The following is a 16,080-nucleotide window of genomic DNA, read 5'->3' on the forward strand; positions in this document are numbered from 1 at the left end:
TCGCGTGCCGTGCGCCCCGGAAACAACGATAGGAACGGGACGTGGAGGCGGGCGTGGTAGCGGGCGTGGAATCAGGCGTGGATTCGTCCGGCGCGGGCATCCACGTGCACATGCTGGGGCCGATGCGCATCAGCCGGGGCGGCGTCCCGCTTGCGCTGCCGCCGTCGCGCAAGCTGCGGGCGCTGATCGCGTACCTGGCGCTGGCCCCGAACGCCGTGATGCGCTCGCACCTGTGCGAACTGCTGTGGGACATTCCGAACGATCCGCGCGGCGAACTGCGCTGGTGCCTGAGCAAGGCGCGGGGCCTGCTGGACGAGCCCGGTCGTCGCCGGGTCGAGACGATGCAGGACGCCGTGCGCCTGGACCTGTCCGACTGCCGTGTGGACGTCATCGACATCGGGGCGGCCATGCAGGCGGGTATACGCAAGGCCAGCCCGGAGCGTCTGCGCGCGCTTGCGGCCATGTTCGCGGGGGACTTCCTGGAAGGGTTGGAAATTGGCCGCAGCCCGTTCTTTCACAGCTGGCTGACCGCGCAGCGGCGGCGGCTGCGGGCCTGCCACACGGCCGTGCTGGCGCATCAGGCCGTTCTCCTGCCCGAGGGGTCGGAGGAACGGTTTGCCTGCCTGGACACGTGGCTCGCGCTCGTGCCGTTCGATCCGCAAGCCCACGAACTGAAGCTGGACGCCTTGGGACTGCGCGGGCAATGGCGTGAAGGCGAGGAGCATCTGGCCGCGGCCGTGCGCGCCTTTGAGGCCGAGGGGCTGGATGGGCGGCCGCTGCGCGAGGCGTGGCGCGATGTGCGCGCCCGGCGGGCAGGCGGCGGCCCGTCATCGGTTCCAGCGTTGAGTCCGGCCCCGGCAGGCGCCGCAGCGCCGATGAAACCTGCCCCATTGCCGGAAGCGTTCGCGGCCCGGATCGCGCCGCAGGACGTGGCCGACACGGATTTGCCAACGCGTCCGGCCGACGCGCTGCCGTACCGGCGTGGACGGGCATCGATCGCCGTCATGCCGTTCGTGGACCGGTCGGCGCAAGCGGGCGTCCGGGGCGGGCTGGCGGACGGGCTGGCGTTTGACGTCATCGCGCGGCTGGCAAAGCTGCGCAGTCTGTTCGTCATCGCGCAGGGCACCGTGTTTGCGCTGGACCAACGCAGCGTGGGACCGGAGGAGGCCGGGCGCACGCTCAACGTGGACTACGTGGTCAGCGGCTCGCTGCGGCGCCAAGGGCACCGCCTGGCGGTGGACGTGCAGCTCGTCGAATCCCGCACCGCGCGTATCGTCTGGGCGGACGTGCTTGACCATCCGTTCGACGACGCCTTGCTGGCGCTGGACGAGATCGGCAACCGGATCGTGGCATCGGTCGACATCGAGATCGAGGCCGCCGAGCGCAACCGCGCCATCCTGACGCCGCCCAATTCGCTGGACGCCTGGCAGGCGCATCATCGCGGCCTGTGGCATATGTACCGGTTCAATCGCACCGACAACGAACAGGCGCGGCACTTCTTCGAGATGGCGGTGCGGCTGGACCCGACGTTCTCGCGCGCGTACGCGGGCTTGTCCTTCACGCATTGGCAGACGGCATTCCAGCGCTGGGGCGAGCAGGAGGCGGCCATCGATCAGGCATTCGAGTCCGCCGGGCAAAGCCTGATCGCCGATGACCGGGATCCGGCGGCGCATTGGGCGATGGGGCGTGCGCTGTGGCTGCGCGGCAGCCAGGACCAGTCGGTGAGCGAGTTGCGGATCGCCGTGGACCTGAGTCCGAATTTCGCGCTGGCGCATTACACGTTGGGTTTTGTCGATTGCCAGATGGGCGATGCCGAAGCGGCCATCGGCGCCTCAGACCATTCGCGTCACCTCAGCCCCTTCGATCCGCTGCTCTTCGGCATGCTGGCCGTGCGTGCGCTGGCGTTGGTGCGGCTGGGCCGGATCGACGAGGCGGCGGGGTGGGCGGTCAAGGCGGCCGCCCGGCCCAACGCGCACGTGCACATCCTGGCAATAGCGGCGTGCTGCCTGGCGCTGGCTGGCAGGACGGACGAGGCGCTGGGATTTCTGCCGGCGATCCGCAAGGCGCAGCCGTCCTACCGCGTAGAAGACTTTCTGGCCTCGTTCCGGCTGGAGCCCGACACGCAGGCTCTTTTCCGCGAGGGCGCGCGGCGGATCGGCATCGGGTAACGCCGGATCCCGCGTTCCGAATTCACCACGCCTCAAAAGATTCCCCTTGCTATTTAACTGCCTAGGCAGCTAATATCCCGTTCATTGATTTCAACCGCGACGCGCCAGACCCATCATGAGCAACGCAACGCCTTCCGTGCTGGACGAACTGTGCACCGGCGAACTGGGTTTCCTGGTGACCTCCGTGCGCAACGGCATTCTGGATGCGCTGGACCGCGAATTGGCGCCGCTGCAGATCACGGTTCAGCAGTACGTCGTGCTCAATTGCATCGTCAAAGGGTGGGGCCGCACGCTCAGCGACTTCTGCCGCGTGCTGTCGTATGACTCGGGCGCGATGACCCGGCTGCTGGATCGGATCGTGGCCAAGGGCTTTATCCGCCGCGTCGAAAACGAAGCCGACCGCCGCAGCTCGCTGATCGAGCTGACTGAGCAGGGCAAGGCGGCGTTTCCGCAGGCGCGCCAGGCCACCGAAATCGCGTTTCGCCAGTTGCTGGATGGTTTTTCGGAAGCCGAAGCGCAGGTGCTGCACAAGCTGCTGTCTCGCATCCTGATCAACACGCGGGCGGAGTAGGTTTTCCGCCGGCGATTTTTTTTATCCATTTATCTGCCTAGGCATATACAGCCTGGGCATATTAAAAGCTCTCTCGACCATGCAAGCGCCCATCTCGTCTATCCATTGCCTCCCGCGCCTGTGGCGCAGTGCGGGCCTCGTCCTGGCTGTGTCTGTTCTGGCCGGATGTGCAAGCACGGGCGGTCTGCATACCCAATCGTCGATCGGCAGCGCGAGCGGGCTGGCAGTCAGCGAGTCTCTGCAAGGATCGCCCGTCTCGCCGGCCGCGTGGCCAACGCAGGCGTGGTGGGAGACCTTCGGCGACGCGCAGTTGAACCAGCTTGTGCAGGCTGCGCTGGCCGAACAGCCCAGCCTGCGGGCGGCGGCGGCGCGGGTGCGGCATGCCGACGCGTTGGCCAGCGTCGCGGGGGCGCCGCTGTCGCCGCAAGGAAACTTGAGCGGCCGCGCGACGCGCCAACGTTTCAGCGAGCACAGCACCACGCCGCAGCCGCTGGCCGGCGCGTGGGATTGGACGGCCGACCTGCAGGCGGGCGTGGCCTACGAGATCGATTTCTGGGGCAAGAACCGGGCGGCGCTGGACGCGGCGCTGCAACGCGCGCAGGCCGCCGAGGTGGACCTGCATGCCGCCGAGCTGATGCTCACGACCTCGCTGGTCCGCGCGTATCTGAAACTGGATGCCGCCTACCAGCTGCGCGATCTGGCCGAAGAGACGCTGCGTCAACGCGAGACCACGCTGGCGTTGACGCAGCGCCGCGTCGACGCGCAGCTGGATTCACGCCTGGACATGACGCAGGCCGAAGCCGCGCTGCCCGCCACGCGCGAGCGCATTGCCGCGTTGAACGAACAGATCGCGCTGACGCGCAATCAGGTCGCCGCCTTGGTGGGCCGGGGCCCCGACACGGGCATCCAGCTGGGGCGGCCAGCGCTGCGCGGGCGTTTTGCCGAGGCGATCCCGACGACGGTGCCGGCGGAATTGATCGGCCGCCGGCCCGACGTGGTGGCGCAGCGCTGGCGCGCCGAAGCAGCCGGCGCCGAGATCAAGGCCGCTCGCGCGCAGTTCTATCCCAACGTCAGCCTGACCGCGTTTGCCGGCTTGCAGAGCCTGGGGCTATCGGACCTGTTAAACGCCGGCAGCCGCGTGTTGGGAATTGGCCCGGCGGTGTCGCTGCCGGTCTTCGATGGCGGCCGGCTGCGCGGCAACCTGGGCGCGCGCCAGGCGGAATACGACGCGGCGGTCGAACAGTACAACGGCACGCTGGTCGCGGCGCTGCATGACGTGGTGGATCAGCTGGTGTCGCTGCGGTGGCAGGCTGAACGCTCGGCCCAGCAGCGCGAGGCGTTGCGCCTGACGCAGCAGGCCTACGACATGGCGTCCGCGCGCTACCGGAGCGGCGTCGGCAGCTATCTGCAGGTGCTGTCCGCCGAAGGCCAGGTGCTGCAGCAAAAGCAGCTGCTGATCGAACTGGACACGCGCAACCGCACGCTGCATTTGGAACTCATCCGCGCGCTGGGCGGCGGCTATCTGCCCGGCGCATCCGGGACGCCCGCGACGGCCGATTCCGGCGCTGCGACGCAAACCCGGTCATAAGCCGCCATCCCGCCCGATCATCCTTCTCTCAACACTTGCAAGCCATGAACACCGAAGCCGCCCCAAATTCTCCATCCCCCTCATCCCGGCCGCGCAACGCCTTCGCCCGCAAGGTGGCTGCCGGCGGCGCGGCAATCCTGGCGGTCGCGGTGCTGGCCGGCGCGTATGCCTCGCATGCAGACGGCCGCTGGGTGTCGACGGAAGACGCTTATGTCGAAGGCAACGTCGTGCAGGTGACGCCGCAGGTGGGCGGGGTGGTGACGGCGATCCGCGCGGACAACACCGACAGGGTCGAACCGGGGGCGGTGCTGATCGAGCTGAACGGGGTGGACGCGCAACTGTCGCTGGACGCGGCGCGCGCCAATCTGGCGCGCAGCGTGCGGCAGGTGCGCGGCCAGTTCGCGATGGCCGGGCAGGACGGCGCCACCGTGGCGCTGCGCAAGGTGGACCTGGCCCGCGCCGAGGAAGACGTGGCGCGCCGGTCGGCGCTGGCCAGGATCGGCGCCATTCCGGGAGAGGAACTGGTGCACGCGCAGCAGGCCGTGCGCACCGCGCGCGCCGCGCTGGCGGTCGCCAGCGAACAGCTCAAGCGCAATCATGCGCTGATCGACGGCACCACGGTCGAATCGCACCCGGACGTGCAGGCCGCCGCCGTGCAGTTGCGCAACGCCAGCGTGGCCCTTGCGCGCACGAAAGTCGTCGCGCCGGTGGGCGGGGTGGTGACCAAGCGTGGCGTGCAGGTCGGGCAGCGCGTGGCTGCTGGCGCGCCGCTGATGTCGGTGGTGCCGCTGGACCACCTGTGGGTCACGGCCAACCTGAAGGAATCGCAACTGCGCAATGTGCGTATTGGCCAGCCTGTCCGGCTGACGACCGACCTGTATGGCGATGGCGTGGTCTATCACGGCCGCGTGCTCGGCCAGGACGCCGGCACCGGCAGCGCCTTCTCGCTGCTGCCCGCGCAAAATGCCACCGGCAACTGGATCAAGGTGGTGCAGCGCGTGCCGGTGCGGATCGCGCTGGACCCGGCGGAGGTGGCGGCGCAACCGCTGCAACTGGGGCTGTCGATGCGGGTCGTGGTGGACACCGAGACGCGCGACGGCAAACGGCTGGTAGCGGCGCAAGGACAGCCGCAGGTCTACACGACGGCGGTGTACGCCGACGAACTGGCCCAGGCCGACGCGCAGGTGCGCGCCATCATCGACGCCAACCGCTGAGCCCGCGCATCATGTCCCCACCGAAACCCCCGGTCGCGCTGCTGCTGGTCATCGGCGCCCTGACGTTCATCGATTTCCTGCAGAACGGCATGGCGACGTTTGGCGCGGCGCCCATCATGGGCGAAATCGGCGCCAGTCCCGAGGAATACACGCATATCGCGCTCATCTACGCCTGCGTGGCGGTGATGATGATTGCCTTACAGGGGTGGCTCACGCATCGGCTGGGCCTGCGCGCCTACCTGCTCGCGTCATTGGCCGCCGCCGGCGTGGGGGCGGCGGTGTGCGCGCTATCGCAGGATCCGGGGCAATTTCTGCTGGGCCGCGTCCTGATGGCGGCGGGCTGCGCGGCGATGCTCACGTCGTCGCGGCTGACGGTCAACCTGATTCCACCCAGTCCGGCTCGATTCCTGGGCATCAAGGCCCTGGCGACCGGGCTGTGCGTGGGCACGGCGCTGGCGCCCTGGCTGGCCGCGATGGCGGTCGAGCACGACGGCTGGCCGTTGATGTTCTGGCTGATCGCGGCGCTGTCGTTGCTGGCGATGGCACCTGTGATGCTGGTCATGCCGGGCCGCGAGGCGGGGTCGGTGCTGTCCGGTAACGTGCGCCTCGCGCCGATCGCCGCGCTGGGCGCGGGCAGTTTCCTGGTGCTGCATGCCTTGCAGCGCGCCTACTACGACTTCTTCAGCGAGTTCGCGTGGTTGGCGCTGTCCGCCGCGGCGGGCGTGGCCGCGCTGGGCTACTTCGTATGGTCCGAAACGCGCAACGGCGCGCCGCTGCGGCGGCTGGGCGGCATGAAAGAAGTGCGCTTCCTTTGCGGGCTGGGCCTGTTCATGGCCTGCTATGTGATGCTGGGCGCCAATGGCTATCTGGTGCCGCTGATGCTGCAACGCGGGCTGGGTCAGACGTGGATGACGGCGGGCGAGTTCTTTGCGATGGGACTGGGGGCGGGGGTCATGACCTGGGCCGTGATGTCGCAATTGCTGCCGCGCTGGCCGTCGCCGCGCAAGTTCTTCGTGACCGGCTTTCTGGCGCTGGCGGCGTTCGGCGTGTTGATGTCGCGCCTGACTCCCACTGCCAACCTGTGGACCGATGTGCTGCCGGCGCTGGCCTGCTATGGCGTCTTCATCATGATGCTCATGCCCACGACCGCGATGCAGACCTTTACCGGCTTGACGGGCGATCCCGCGGTGTTCGCCCATGCCCAGCAGGTCAAGAACATGCTGGCGCAGGTTGGCCAGGCGCTGGGCATCATGTTGGCCACCGTCGGCCAGCAGTGGTTCACGTCGCGGCACTACACGGTGCTTCAGACGGGCATCGCGGCCGGCAACGCGCATTTCGAAGCGGTGATGGCGCAGCTATCCACCCACTTTGCGGCGGTGGCGGGGCCGGGGCAGGCCCAGCAGCTTGCAACGGCGCGGATCGCGCAGTTGCTGAACGAGCAGGCGGCGCTGCTGGCCAGCCTGGACCATTTCCGGGTGGTGGCGGGCGTGGCGCTGGCGGCAGCGGGCGTCAGCCTGGTGCAGCGGGTGTTCCGCTAGCGTGTGTTCCGTTGGTCGCATTCAGCAGGGTCGGCTGCCGCAAACCGCGAAGATTCAGTTGCCCCCGAGCTGGGCGATGATCTGCCGCGCCACGTCCGCCAGCGACAGGCCGCCGTCCATTGCCGCGCGTTGCAGGCGTTCGTGCGCGGCTTGCTCGGTCAGGCCGTAGCGGCTGATCAGAAGCAGCTTGGCGCGGTCGATGCGCTTTCTTTCGTCCAGCGCGCCGCGCACGCTGCTAAGCGCGTCGTCGGCGCGCTGCATGCGCAGGGTCTGCTCGCGCATCATGTCCAGGATCGAGCGTTCCATTTCGTTGCCCACGCCGTCTTCGGGGGGCACGTCCAGGATGCGGCTTTGCACGCTAAACACCATGCTGGGCGCGCGGCCGCTGGCGTGATCCGTGTACCGGCTTAGCAGCAGGCGGCGGTCGTCCAGTTCCTGGCGGGTGTCGGCGATGCGGCGCGCGCACTGTTGCGCCAGTTCCTGCGCCAGTTGCGTCTCGACCGTGCGCATGGCGTCGATGCGTGCGGTGCACAGGTCGAACCACAGTTCGGCCAGACCGGTGTCCACGCGCTGCGCGTCGCTGGTGTGTTGCGCCATGTCGCGCATGCGTTGCACCGGCTGCGCCTGTTGCTGAACCTGATCCCACGCCTGTAGCGGCGCGCTTTGCGCGTACTGCGTGAAGACACCGAAGCTGCGCGCCTGGTTCGCCGCCAGACCCAGCATCCGCGCCTTGCGCGCGTCGTCGAACCAGCCGGCGGTAAAGCCCATGACGCCGCAGGCGCGCTCCTGGCCGCTCAGTTCCTTGCCCTGCATGAAATTCAACAGCGCCACCAGTAGGCGCGTCACACCTGGGTCGAGCGATGCGTCGGCGGCCTCGAAGACCACCGCCAGCAGGCTGCCGATCACCTGGGTAAACCGGGCGTCGGCGTCTTCGACCGGCACGCGCCGGTCGCGGACCTCGCGGCGCAAGGCTGGCAGTTCGTCCAGCCGGAATAGGGAATACGCGATGCAATTGAGCAGGCGCGCCCGGCCGCTGGCGCCTGCCGGGTCGGCTTCCAGGCCGTCCAGAAAGGCGCGCACGTCGGTCTCAACCGCCTGCGCATCGCTGGACAGGCCCGCCAGCGCCGGCTCAAGCCGGTCGGCGGGGCTGCACAGGGTCAGGTTGGAATAGCCGCGCTCCTTTTGCAGCGCGTGCACCAGCGCGCTGATGCGCAGCACCAGATCGCAGGTGGCGGCCAGGGCTTCGAGGCCCTGGAGCTCGCTGCGGCGGGCGGCGAGCAGAAAGCGCAGCGGCGGCGGCATGTGGCGTTCGGCCATCGGAATCTCTATGCGTTATCAATGCGCGGGGCACCGCGCAAACCTCAGGCCATGCGGCGTTGCGGGATCGTCGCGCCGGCCGAGTCGTCCAGCACACCGAACATCCGGCAAGCCGCAACGTCGCCAATGACCAGCACGGCCGGGCTGCGCAACCGGAAGGCCTGGGCGTCGGCCGCCATGGCGGTCAGCGTCGAGGCGCAGACCCGCTGGCCGGGCAGCGATGCGCGCTCGATCATCGCGACGGGCGTGTCCGGGGCCATGCCGGCAGCCAGCAACTGGCTGCGCATGTCGTGCACCTTGGCCACGCCCATGTAGACGACCAGCGTCGTGCCGCTGCGCGCCAAACCAGACCAATCGGGCGTCGCGCCGTCCTGCGAATGCGCGGTGATGAGTGTAACGCCCTGGGCCATGCCGCGCTGCGTGAGCGGAATGCCGGCGGACGTGGCCGCGGCCAGCCCGGCCGTGATGCCGTTGACGATGTCACAGGCGACGCCGTGGTCGCTGAGCCACTGCGCTTCTTCGCCGCCGCGGCCGAAGATGCAGGGGTCACCGCCTTTCAGGCGCGCCACGCGCAGGCCTTGGCGGGCGTAGCGCAGCATCAGGCGCTGGATGAACTCCTGCGGCGTCGAGCGGCAGCCCCCGCGCTTGCCCACGTGCACGATGCGGGCGCGCGGGCAGTGCTGCAGGACTTCGGGATTGACCAGGTCATCGACCAGGACCACGTCCGCGCGGCCCAGGGCCTTGACGGCCTTGAGCGTCAGCAGCTCGGGATCGCCAGGGCCGGCGCCGATCAGGGATACGGTGGGGAGGTGGGCGGACATGGTGGCCTCGGTTCAACGGTTGAAGGCAAGTATCGCGATCACGATGGCCAGGATCAGGCAGAGGCCCTTCCAGAAGGCGACCGGATTGCGTTCCAGCAGGGGCAGGCGCTCGGCGCCGCGCATGTCGCCCGGGTGGCGCAGCGCGTGCGTGAATTCGGACAGCTCGGGCGTGCGGTGCTGCGGATCGGGGTGCAGGGCGCGGCTGAGCACCCCGTCGACCCATGCGGGAATCTCGCGCTCGCGGTCCAGCACGGACACATACGTCAGGCGCAATTGCGCGGCGCGGCTGCGCGAGCGCGCGACCTCGGCGCCGTAGGGCAGCCGTCCCGACAGCATCTGGTACAGGATCGCCGCCAGCGAATAGATGTCGGACCGCGCGGTGCCGGCTTCGCCCAAAAAATACTCGGGCGCGGCGTACTGGGCGGTGCCCAGCACGGGCATGGCGTCGTCGCCATCGGCGCCGAGCTCTTGAATGCCGGCCGTGCGCGCCGAGCCCAGGTCGATGATCTTTGCCGTGCCGTCCGGCGTGATGATGATGTTGTCCGGCCGCAGGTCCTGATGCACGATCTCCAGCCGGTGAAAGGCCTGCAGGCCGCGCGCGACCTGCTCGATGATGGCGATTGCCGGTTCCAGTTCGGGGCGCGGGTTGGCCGCCATCCACTGTGTCAGCGTGCGGCCTTCGAGGTATTCGCTGACGGTGTAGAGCGAACGGCGCTGGCGCGTGCGCGGCCAGGCTCGCACGACGTGTCGGCTGTCGATGCGGCGCGCCAGCCATTCCTCGGTCAGCAGGCGCTCCAGGTAGGCCGGGTCATGGCGCAGGTCCAGCGACGGGATTTTGATGACCACCGTGTCGCCGCTGTCCAGGTCTTGGGCCAGGTAGACGTGGCTGCGGCTGCTGGCGCGCAATTCGTCCGTGATGCGAAAGCCTTCGAAGGTCTGGCCGACCTCCAGAAGCGGGGGACAGGGCAGGCTGCCCGAGTACTGGGCGATCTCGCCCGCCTGGCGCGCGGGCAGGGCGTCCACGCGCACGATCTGCACGGTCAGGTTGTCGTCGCTGCCGCGCGCAAGCGCCTGGCCGACCAGCCCTCGGGCGGCGTCGTCCAGATTGTCCGCGTGCGCCGCGACGGCGTGGCGCAGGTCGTCGTCCGTCACGTGTTCGTAGACGCCGTCGGTGGCCAGCACGAACACGTCGCCCGGCTCGACGGCTTGCGTGTGATAGTCGATCTCAAGGTGGGGCGCCAGGCCCAGCGCGCGGCCCAGATAGCTTTTGTCGTGCGCGACCCAGACGCGATGGTCTTCGGTCAGCTGCTCCACCGCGCCGTCCCGCAGGCGATAGATGCGCGCGTCGCCAATGTGCAGGATGTGCGCGGTGGCGCCCTTGAGCACCATCACGGTCAGCGTGCAGACATAGCCGCTGTCCTGGTCCTGCCCGTGGCGCTGGCGGCTCTGCGCGTGCAGCCACGCATTGGCCGCGCTCAGCACCTTCTGTGCGGACTTTTTCACCGACCAGGTTTCGGAGGTGCAGTAATAGTCTTCCAGGAAGCTTGCCACGGCCGTTTCGCTGGCAATGTGGCTGACGTTGCTGCTGCTGATGCCGTCGGCCAGCGCGATGGCGATGCCCTTGGCGCCCAGCAGCGGTTCGTCCGGCACGCACAGCCCGTGAAAGTCCTGGTTGACGGACTTGACGCCGGGATCGGTGTGCTGGCCCACCGCCACCTTGAGCGAGGCGGCGGGCGCGCCGGGCGTGTAGCTGTCCATGCTTGGCGGCAATCAGCTGAAGCGGCGCTTGGGCGCGGTCTTCATGTGGGTGGTGTAGAGGGTCAGGCCCGTCAGCGAGATGCCGCCGATCAGATTGCCCAGCACCACGGGGATTTCGTTCCAGATCATGTAGTCCATGATCGAGAAATTGCCGCCCATGATCATCGCCGACGGGAACAGGAACATGTTGACGATGGAGTGTTCAAAGCCCATTGCAAAGAACAGCATGACCGGCATCCACATGGCGATGACCTTGCCGCTGACGGTGGTCGAGATCATGGCGCCCACGACGCCCAGCGACACCATCCAGTTGCACAGCACGCCGCGGATGAAGATGGTCAGCATGCCCCCCGCGCCGTATTCCTTGTAGCCCAGCGTGCGGTTTTCGCCGATGTGCGAGATGACCTGGCCGACCTTGTTGGGCGGCACCGAAAAGCCGTACGTGAAGACGATGGCCATCAGCACGGCCACCGTCAGCGCGCCGAGGAAGTTGCCGATGAACACCAGGCCCCAGTGCTTGAGAATGCCGCCCATCGTGACGCCCGGCCGTTTGTCAAAGAGCGCCAGCGGCGTCAGCACGAACACGCCGGTCAAGAGGTCGAAGCCCATCAGGTACAGGATGCAGAATCCCACCGGAAAGAGCGCGGCGCCCAGGATGGGCGAGTCGGTCTGCACCGTGACGGTGACGGCAAAGACTGCGGCAATCGCCAGGATGGCGCCGGCCATGAAGGCGCGGATGAGGACGTCGCGCGTCGCCATGTAGAGCTTGGATTCGCCCGCGTCCACCATCTTGGTGACGAACTCGGAAGGAGCTAGGTAGGACATGATGTTTCCTGTTGCTTTGCTGAAGGTATGAATGAATTCGGGTGGGAATGAATCCGGCGGCGCCCGTCAGGCGATTTCCACCGCGTCGCCGTTAAAGCGCGCCTGCCAGGTCTGCAGGCGTTGTTCCGGGAATTGCACGCAGCTGCCATCCGCCAGCCGGAAGTGCTGCTTGTAGAGCGGAGAGGCCACCACCAGGTCGCCAGCCAGCTGGCCGACGATGCCTCGGCCAATCACGTTGGCGCCCGATTTCGGGTCGCGGTTCGACACGGCGTACAGCGTCTGGCCGCCGGCGTCGGGCAGGTAGAACAGCGCCACTTGCGCGCCGTCCACCAGCGCCACGACGCCGGAATTGGCCACGAGGTCGCGGCGGTCGCAGGCGTGGCGCCAGACAGGGTGTTGAGCAGGTTGGGCCGCCATCAGACGATCTCCTCGGCAATGGGAATGACGCGTTGCGCGGCGGGCGCCGGCGCGGGCCGGGGCTGGCCGCGTTCCTGCACGAACTTGATGTCGGGATCGCCCTGGCTGTCGTTGACGAAGGTGCGAAAGCGCTTGAGCTTTTCGGGATCGCCGAGCGCGTTGGCCCATTCGCATTCATAACGGTCCACCACCAGCTGCATCTGCGCTTCCAGCTCGGCGGCGAGGCCCAGGCTGTCCTCGATGACGACCTGCTTCAGATAGTCCAGCCCGCCTTCCAGCGATTCGCGCCACACGGACGTGCGCTGCAGCTTGTCGGCCGTGCGGATGTAGAACATGAGCAGGCGGTCGATGTAGCGGATAAGGGTGGCGTCGTCCAGGTCGGTCGCAAACAGTTCCGCGTGGCGCGGACGCATGCCGCCGTTGCCGCACACATACAGGTTCCAGCCGTTTTCGGTGGCGATCACGCCGATGTCCTTGCTCTGCGCCTCGGCGCATTCGCGGGTGCATCCGGACACGGCGAACTTCAGCTTGTGCGGGGCGCGCAGGCCTTTGTAGCGGTGCTCGATGTCCAGCGCCATCTTCACGCTGTCCTGCACGCCGAAACGGCACCAGGTGCTGCCCACGCAGGACTTCACCGTGCGCGTGGACTTGCCGTAGGCGTGTCCCGTCTCGAAGCCGGCGGCGATCAGTTCCGACCAGATGCCGGGCAGCTCGTGCAGTTGCGCGCCGAACAGATCGATGCGCTGGCCGCCCGTCACCTTGACGTACAGGTTGTATTTCTTGGCGACGGCGCCGACGGCGATCAGGCCGTCGGGCGTGACCTCGCCGGCGGGCATGCGCGGCACCACGGAGTAGGTGCCGTTCTTCTGCATGTTCGCCATGAAGGTGTCGTTGGTGTCCTGCAGCGGCACCAGGTGCGGGTCCTGGATGGGGCGGTTCCAGCAGGATGCCAGGATCGAGCCCACCGCGGGCTTGCAGATCTCGCAACCGACGTGGCCGCGGCCGTGGCTGGCCAGCAGTTCGTCGAAGGTCTCGATGCCGTTCACTCGCACGATCGCGTACAGCTCCTGGCGGGTGTAGGCAAAGTGCTCGCACAGGCTCTTGTCGACCACAACGCCGCGGCTGGCCAGTTCGTGCTCGACCACCTGCTTGAGCAGGCCCGCGCAGCCGCCGCAGCCCGAGGCCGCCTTGGTGCAGGCCTTGACGCCGGCCAGGTCCGTACAGCCGCCGTCGATGGCGTCGCAGATCGCGCCCTTGTTGACGTTGTGGCACGAGCAGATCGTGGCGGTGGCGGGCAGGGCGTCCACACCCAGCAGGGGTGCGGCCTGGCCTTGCGGCAGGATCAGGCTGGACGGATCCGCGGGCGGCGCGATGCCGTTCTGCGCGTATTGCAGCAAGGTGTCGTAGTAGCTGTTGTCGCCCACCAGGACGGCGCCCAGCACGCGCTTGCCGTCGGCGGACACGACCAGGCGCCGGTAGCTGGCGCCCGCTTCGTCGATGTACCGGTAGCTGCGCGAACCCGGCGTGGCGCCGTGGGCATCGCCGATCGAGCCCACGTCCACGCCCAGGAGCTTGAGCTTGGTGGACATGTCGGCGCCCGAAAAGGCCGCTTCGGGCGCGCCGCACAGTTCGGCGGCAACGATGCGCGCCATCTGGTAGCCGGGCGCCACCAAGCCGAAGACCGTGCCGTTCCAGGACGCGCATTCGCCGATCGCGTAGATGTGTTCGTCGCTGCTGCGGCAGTGGTCGTCGATGGCGACGCCGCCGCGCTCGGCCAGCGCCAGTCCGGCCTTGCGCGCCAGGAACACCTGCGGACGGATGCCGGCCGAAAACACGATCAGGTCGGTTTCCAGCGGCGCGCCTTCGGCAAAGCGCATGCGGTAGCGGTACTGCGTGCCGGGCTTGATGTCCTGCGTGGCGCGTGACAAGTGCACGCCCACGCCCAGCGCCTCGATGCGCGCCTTGAGCGCGGCGCCGCCGGCCTCGTCCAGCTGCACCGGCATCAGGCGCGGCGCGAACTCGACGACGTGGGCTTCCAGATTCAGCGACTTCAGCGCATTGGCCGCTTCCAGGCCCAGCAGGCCGCCGCCCACCACGACGCCGCGCCGCGCGCCGCTGGCCGCCTCGCGGATCAGGTCCAGGTCGTCGATGCTGCGGTACACCAGCCGCGAATGGCCTTCGGCGCCCGCGATGGGCGGCACGAAGGGATAGGAGCCAGTTGCCAGCACCAGCTTGTCGTAGGCGAAGCGGCCATTGGCGGTGACGACTTCCCGGGCGCGGCGGTCGATATCCACCACGGGCTCGCCCAGGCGCAGGGTCACGCCTTCCTGCGCATAAAGCGCGGCGTCGCCCAGCGCCATGGACTCGGCGTCGCGGCCGTTCAGGTATTCGGACAGATGGACGCGGTCGTAGGCGCGGCGGGTTTCCTCGCCGAAGATGGTGATGCGATAACGCTTAAGGGCGCCGCGGGCGATCAATTGCTCGACGCAATGATGGCCCACCATGCCGTTGCCGATGACAACCAGCGTCTGCAAGGAATTGGATTTGGCCGCTGCATTCATGGGATTTCCCCAGGCTTGGATATTCGGATTTCAAAAGACAAACGGCGCCCTGGACCTTTCGGTCGGGGCGCCATTGCCGGTAATGCTCACGTTGTCTTGCCGGGTTTGCACCCGCACAAGAGCTATCACGCAAAGTCCATGCCAGGTATGTTGAATGCCGTGCAGACGGCGGGAATTTCCTTGCGGCTCATAGGGAAAGCGGGCGCGCCGGCGGCCTCGCGGAGGAAGGCGCGGCTGTTGCGGTCGTGGGCGGGCATGCCTCGGATCGGTGCATATCCGTGTGCGGTCTGCACTTGTTTGGCGCAGCGCAACATGACGTGCTGGCGCTTGATCGAGATTAAGGCCGCGGCGCGGCCGGTGTCAGGCGAACGCCGCTTGCACCGCGGCAAAGGCAGCCGCGACCAGGGGATCGTCGCGCCGCGCCGTCTGTGTAATGAACGACAGCTCGGCCTGGATCGACAAGCCTTTGACCAGTTGCAGGCCGCTGGACTGCGATTCGCGCAGGGCGATCGAATCGCGGGCGAGCGACAGCCCCACGCCCGAGCGAACCAGATCCAGCATCGAGGCCTCCTGGTCCACTTCGGCCACCGCGTGGGGCGTGATGCCCAACGCGTCGAACTTGTCGGACAGCAGCCGGTGATGGACGGAATCCGGCGGGGTCCAGATCCAGGGCAGCGCTGCGATCTCGGCCCAGCCCCGGCCGGCGACCTGCGCGCTCCAGCCCTTGGGTGCGACGACGTAATAGGAAAACGAAGCGAGCGGTTGGGCATGCAGGCCGGCTGGGTGCGGGGGGCCCAGGTAGAAGCCCACATCCAGGTCGCCTGCGCGCACCTGCCGGCCGACCGATCCCGACATGCCGTGCCGCAGGGTGGGGCGGATCTTCGGGTAATGCTCGACCAGGTATTGCAGCGTGGCGCCCAGGCGCAGGAACTCCGGATCCAGGATCGTGCCGATCCGCAGTTCGCCCTGGACGGTGTCGCGCAACGCGCCGATGGCGCGCTGGAAGTCGTCCAGCGCATCCAGCACGCGCTGCGCCGGCGCCAGCAGCGCCCGGCCGTCTGCATTCGGCGCGAGCCCTTGCGCGGTGCGGGTGAAAAGCGTCAGGTCCAGCGATTCCTGGAAGTTCTTGAGCTGCAGGCTCAGCGCGGGCTGCGTCAGGTGCAGATGCTCGGCCGCCCGGGTCAGATTGCCCTCCCGCGCGACGGCGGCGAAAGTGCGGATGTGCTTCAGATCCATGAATGCTTCCAGAAGATGTGGGGGCGTCTGACCCCTGATTCGCCGTGAAACTGCCGAGCATTATTA

General features: G+C 68.0%; 13 protein-coding genes. 5 read left to right on the forward strand and 8 right to left on the reverse strand.

The window, feature by feature from the left end; all coding sequences use genetic code 11:
- Nucleotides 1-77: 77 nt before the first annotated feature.
- The 5 genes from ASD87_RS06710 (at nucleotide 78) to ASD87_RS06730 (ending at nucleotide 7,079) form a co-directional block, all read left to right on the forward strand.
- Nucleotides 78-2,168, forward strand: a complete 2,091-nt coding sequence (locus ASD87_RS06710) for a transcriptional regulator (RefSeq protein WP_235512635.1) — start codon at nucleotides 78-80, stop codon at nucleotides 2,166-2,168.
- 115 nt (nucleotides 2,169-2,283) lie between these two features.
- On the forward strand, nucleotides 2,284-2,739 hold the full coding sequence (locus ASD87_RS06715; RefSeq protein WP_056319013.1) for a MarR family winged helix-turn-helix transcriptional regulator: 456 nt from the start codon (nucleotides 2,284-2,286) through the stop codon (nucleotides 2,737-2,739).
- Nucleotides 2,740-2,818: 79 nt separating this feature from the next.
- Entirely contained in the window at nucleotides 2,819-4,327 is a 1,509-nt protein-coding gene (locus tag ASD87_RS06720; RefSeq protein ID WP_056319016.1) for an efflux transporter outer membrane subunit, read from the forward strand.
- A 44-nt stretch (nucleotides 4,328-4,371) separates the two neighbouring features.
- Entirely contained in the window at nucleotides 4,372-5,541 is a 1,170-nt protein-coding gene (locus tag ASD87_RS06725) for an efflux RND transporter periplasmic adaptor subunit (protein ID WP_056319019.1), read from the forward strand.
- An 11-nt stretch (nucleotides 5,542-5,552) separates the two neighbouring features.
- Nucleotides 5,553-7,079 (forward strand): MFS transporter, encoded by a 1,527-nt coding sequence (locus tag ASD87_RS06730; RefSeq protein ID WP_056319022.1) that lies wholly within the window; start codon nucleotides 5,553-5,555, stop codon nucleotides 7,077-7,079.
- 54 nt (nucleotides 7,080-7,133) lie between these two features.
- On the opposite strand, the gene ASD87_RS06735 is transcribed toward ASD87_RS06730, so the two are convergent.
- From ASD87_RS06735 to ASD87_RS06765, 8 genes are all read right to left on the reverse strand, one after another.
- Nucleotides 7,134-8,396 carry a nitrate- and nitrite sensing domain-containing protein gene (locus tag ASD87_RS06735; RefSeq protein ID WP_056319025.1) on the reverse strand — a complete coding sequence of 421 codons (1,263 nt, stop codon included), beginning with the start codon at nucleotides 8,394-8,396 and terminating at the stop codon, nucleotides 7,134-7,136.
- Nucleotides 8,397-8,440: 44 nt separating this feature from the next.
- Nucleotides 8,441-9,217, reverse strand: a complete 777-nt coding sequence (gene cobA / locus ASD87_RS06740; RefSeq protein WP_056319027.1) for a uroporphyrinogen-III C-methyltransferase — start codon at nucleotides 9,215-9,217, stop codon at nucleotides 8,441-8,443.
- A gap of 12 nt (nucleotides 9,218-9,229) precedes the next feature.
- Nucleotides 9,230-10,975: a bifunctional protein-serine/threonine kinase/phosphatase gene (locus tag ASD87_RS06745; RefSeq protein ID WP_056319030.1), complete on the reverse strand. Its 1,746-nt coding sequence runs from the start codon at nucleotides 10,973-10,975 to the stop codon at nucleotides 9,230-9,232.
- A 12-nt stretch (nucleotides 10,976-10,987) separates the two neighbouring features.
- Entirely contained in the window at nucleotides 10,988-11,800 is an 813-nt protein-coding gene (locus ASD87_RS06750; protein ID WP_056319032.1) for a formate/nitrite transporter family protein, read from the reverse strand.
- A gap of 66 nt (nucleotides 11,801-11,866) precedes the next feature.
- The gene (nirD, locus tag ASD87_RS06755) at nucleotides 11,867-12,217 is read right to left on the reverse strand and encodes a nitrite reductase small subunit NirD (RefSeq protein WP_056319035.1); all 351 of its coding nucleotides are present in this window, start codon (nucleotides 12,215-12,217) and stop codon (nucleotides 11,867-11,869) included.
- Nucleotides 12,217-14,778, reverse strand: a complete 2,562-nt coding sequence (gene nirB / locus ASD87_RS06760; RefSeq protein WP_056319038.1) for a nitrite reductase large subunit NirB — start codon at nucleotides 14,776-14,778, stop codon at nucleotides 12,217-12,219. Before nirB ends, nirD begins: the two co-directional genes overlap by 1 nt.
- Nucleotides 14,779-14,903: 125 nt before the next feature.
- The gene (locus tag ASD87_RS27485) at nucleotides 14,904-15,035 is read right to left on the reverse strand and encodes a hypothetical protein (RefSeq protein WP_255357245.1); all 132 of its coding nucleotides are present in this window, start codon (nucleotides 15,033-15,035) and stop codon (nucleotides 14,904-14,906) included.
- Between the two features lie 103 nt (nucleotides 15,036-15,138).
- Nucleotides 15,139-16,014: a LysR family transcriptional regulator gene (locus ASD87_RS06765; protein WP_056319041.1), complete on the reverse strand. Its 876-nt coding sequence runs from the start codon at nucleotides 16,012-16,014 to the stop codon at nucleotides 15,139-15,141.
- Between the last annotated feature and the right edge of the window lie 66 nt (nucleotides 16,015-16,080).

The sequence above is a fragment of the Achromobacter sp. Root170 genome (genome assembly GCF_001428165.1).
Lineage (GTDB): Bacteria > Pseudomonadota > Gammaproteobacteria > Burkholderiales > Burkholderiaceae_B > Achromobacter > Achromobacter mucicolens.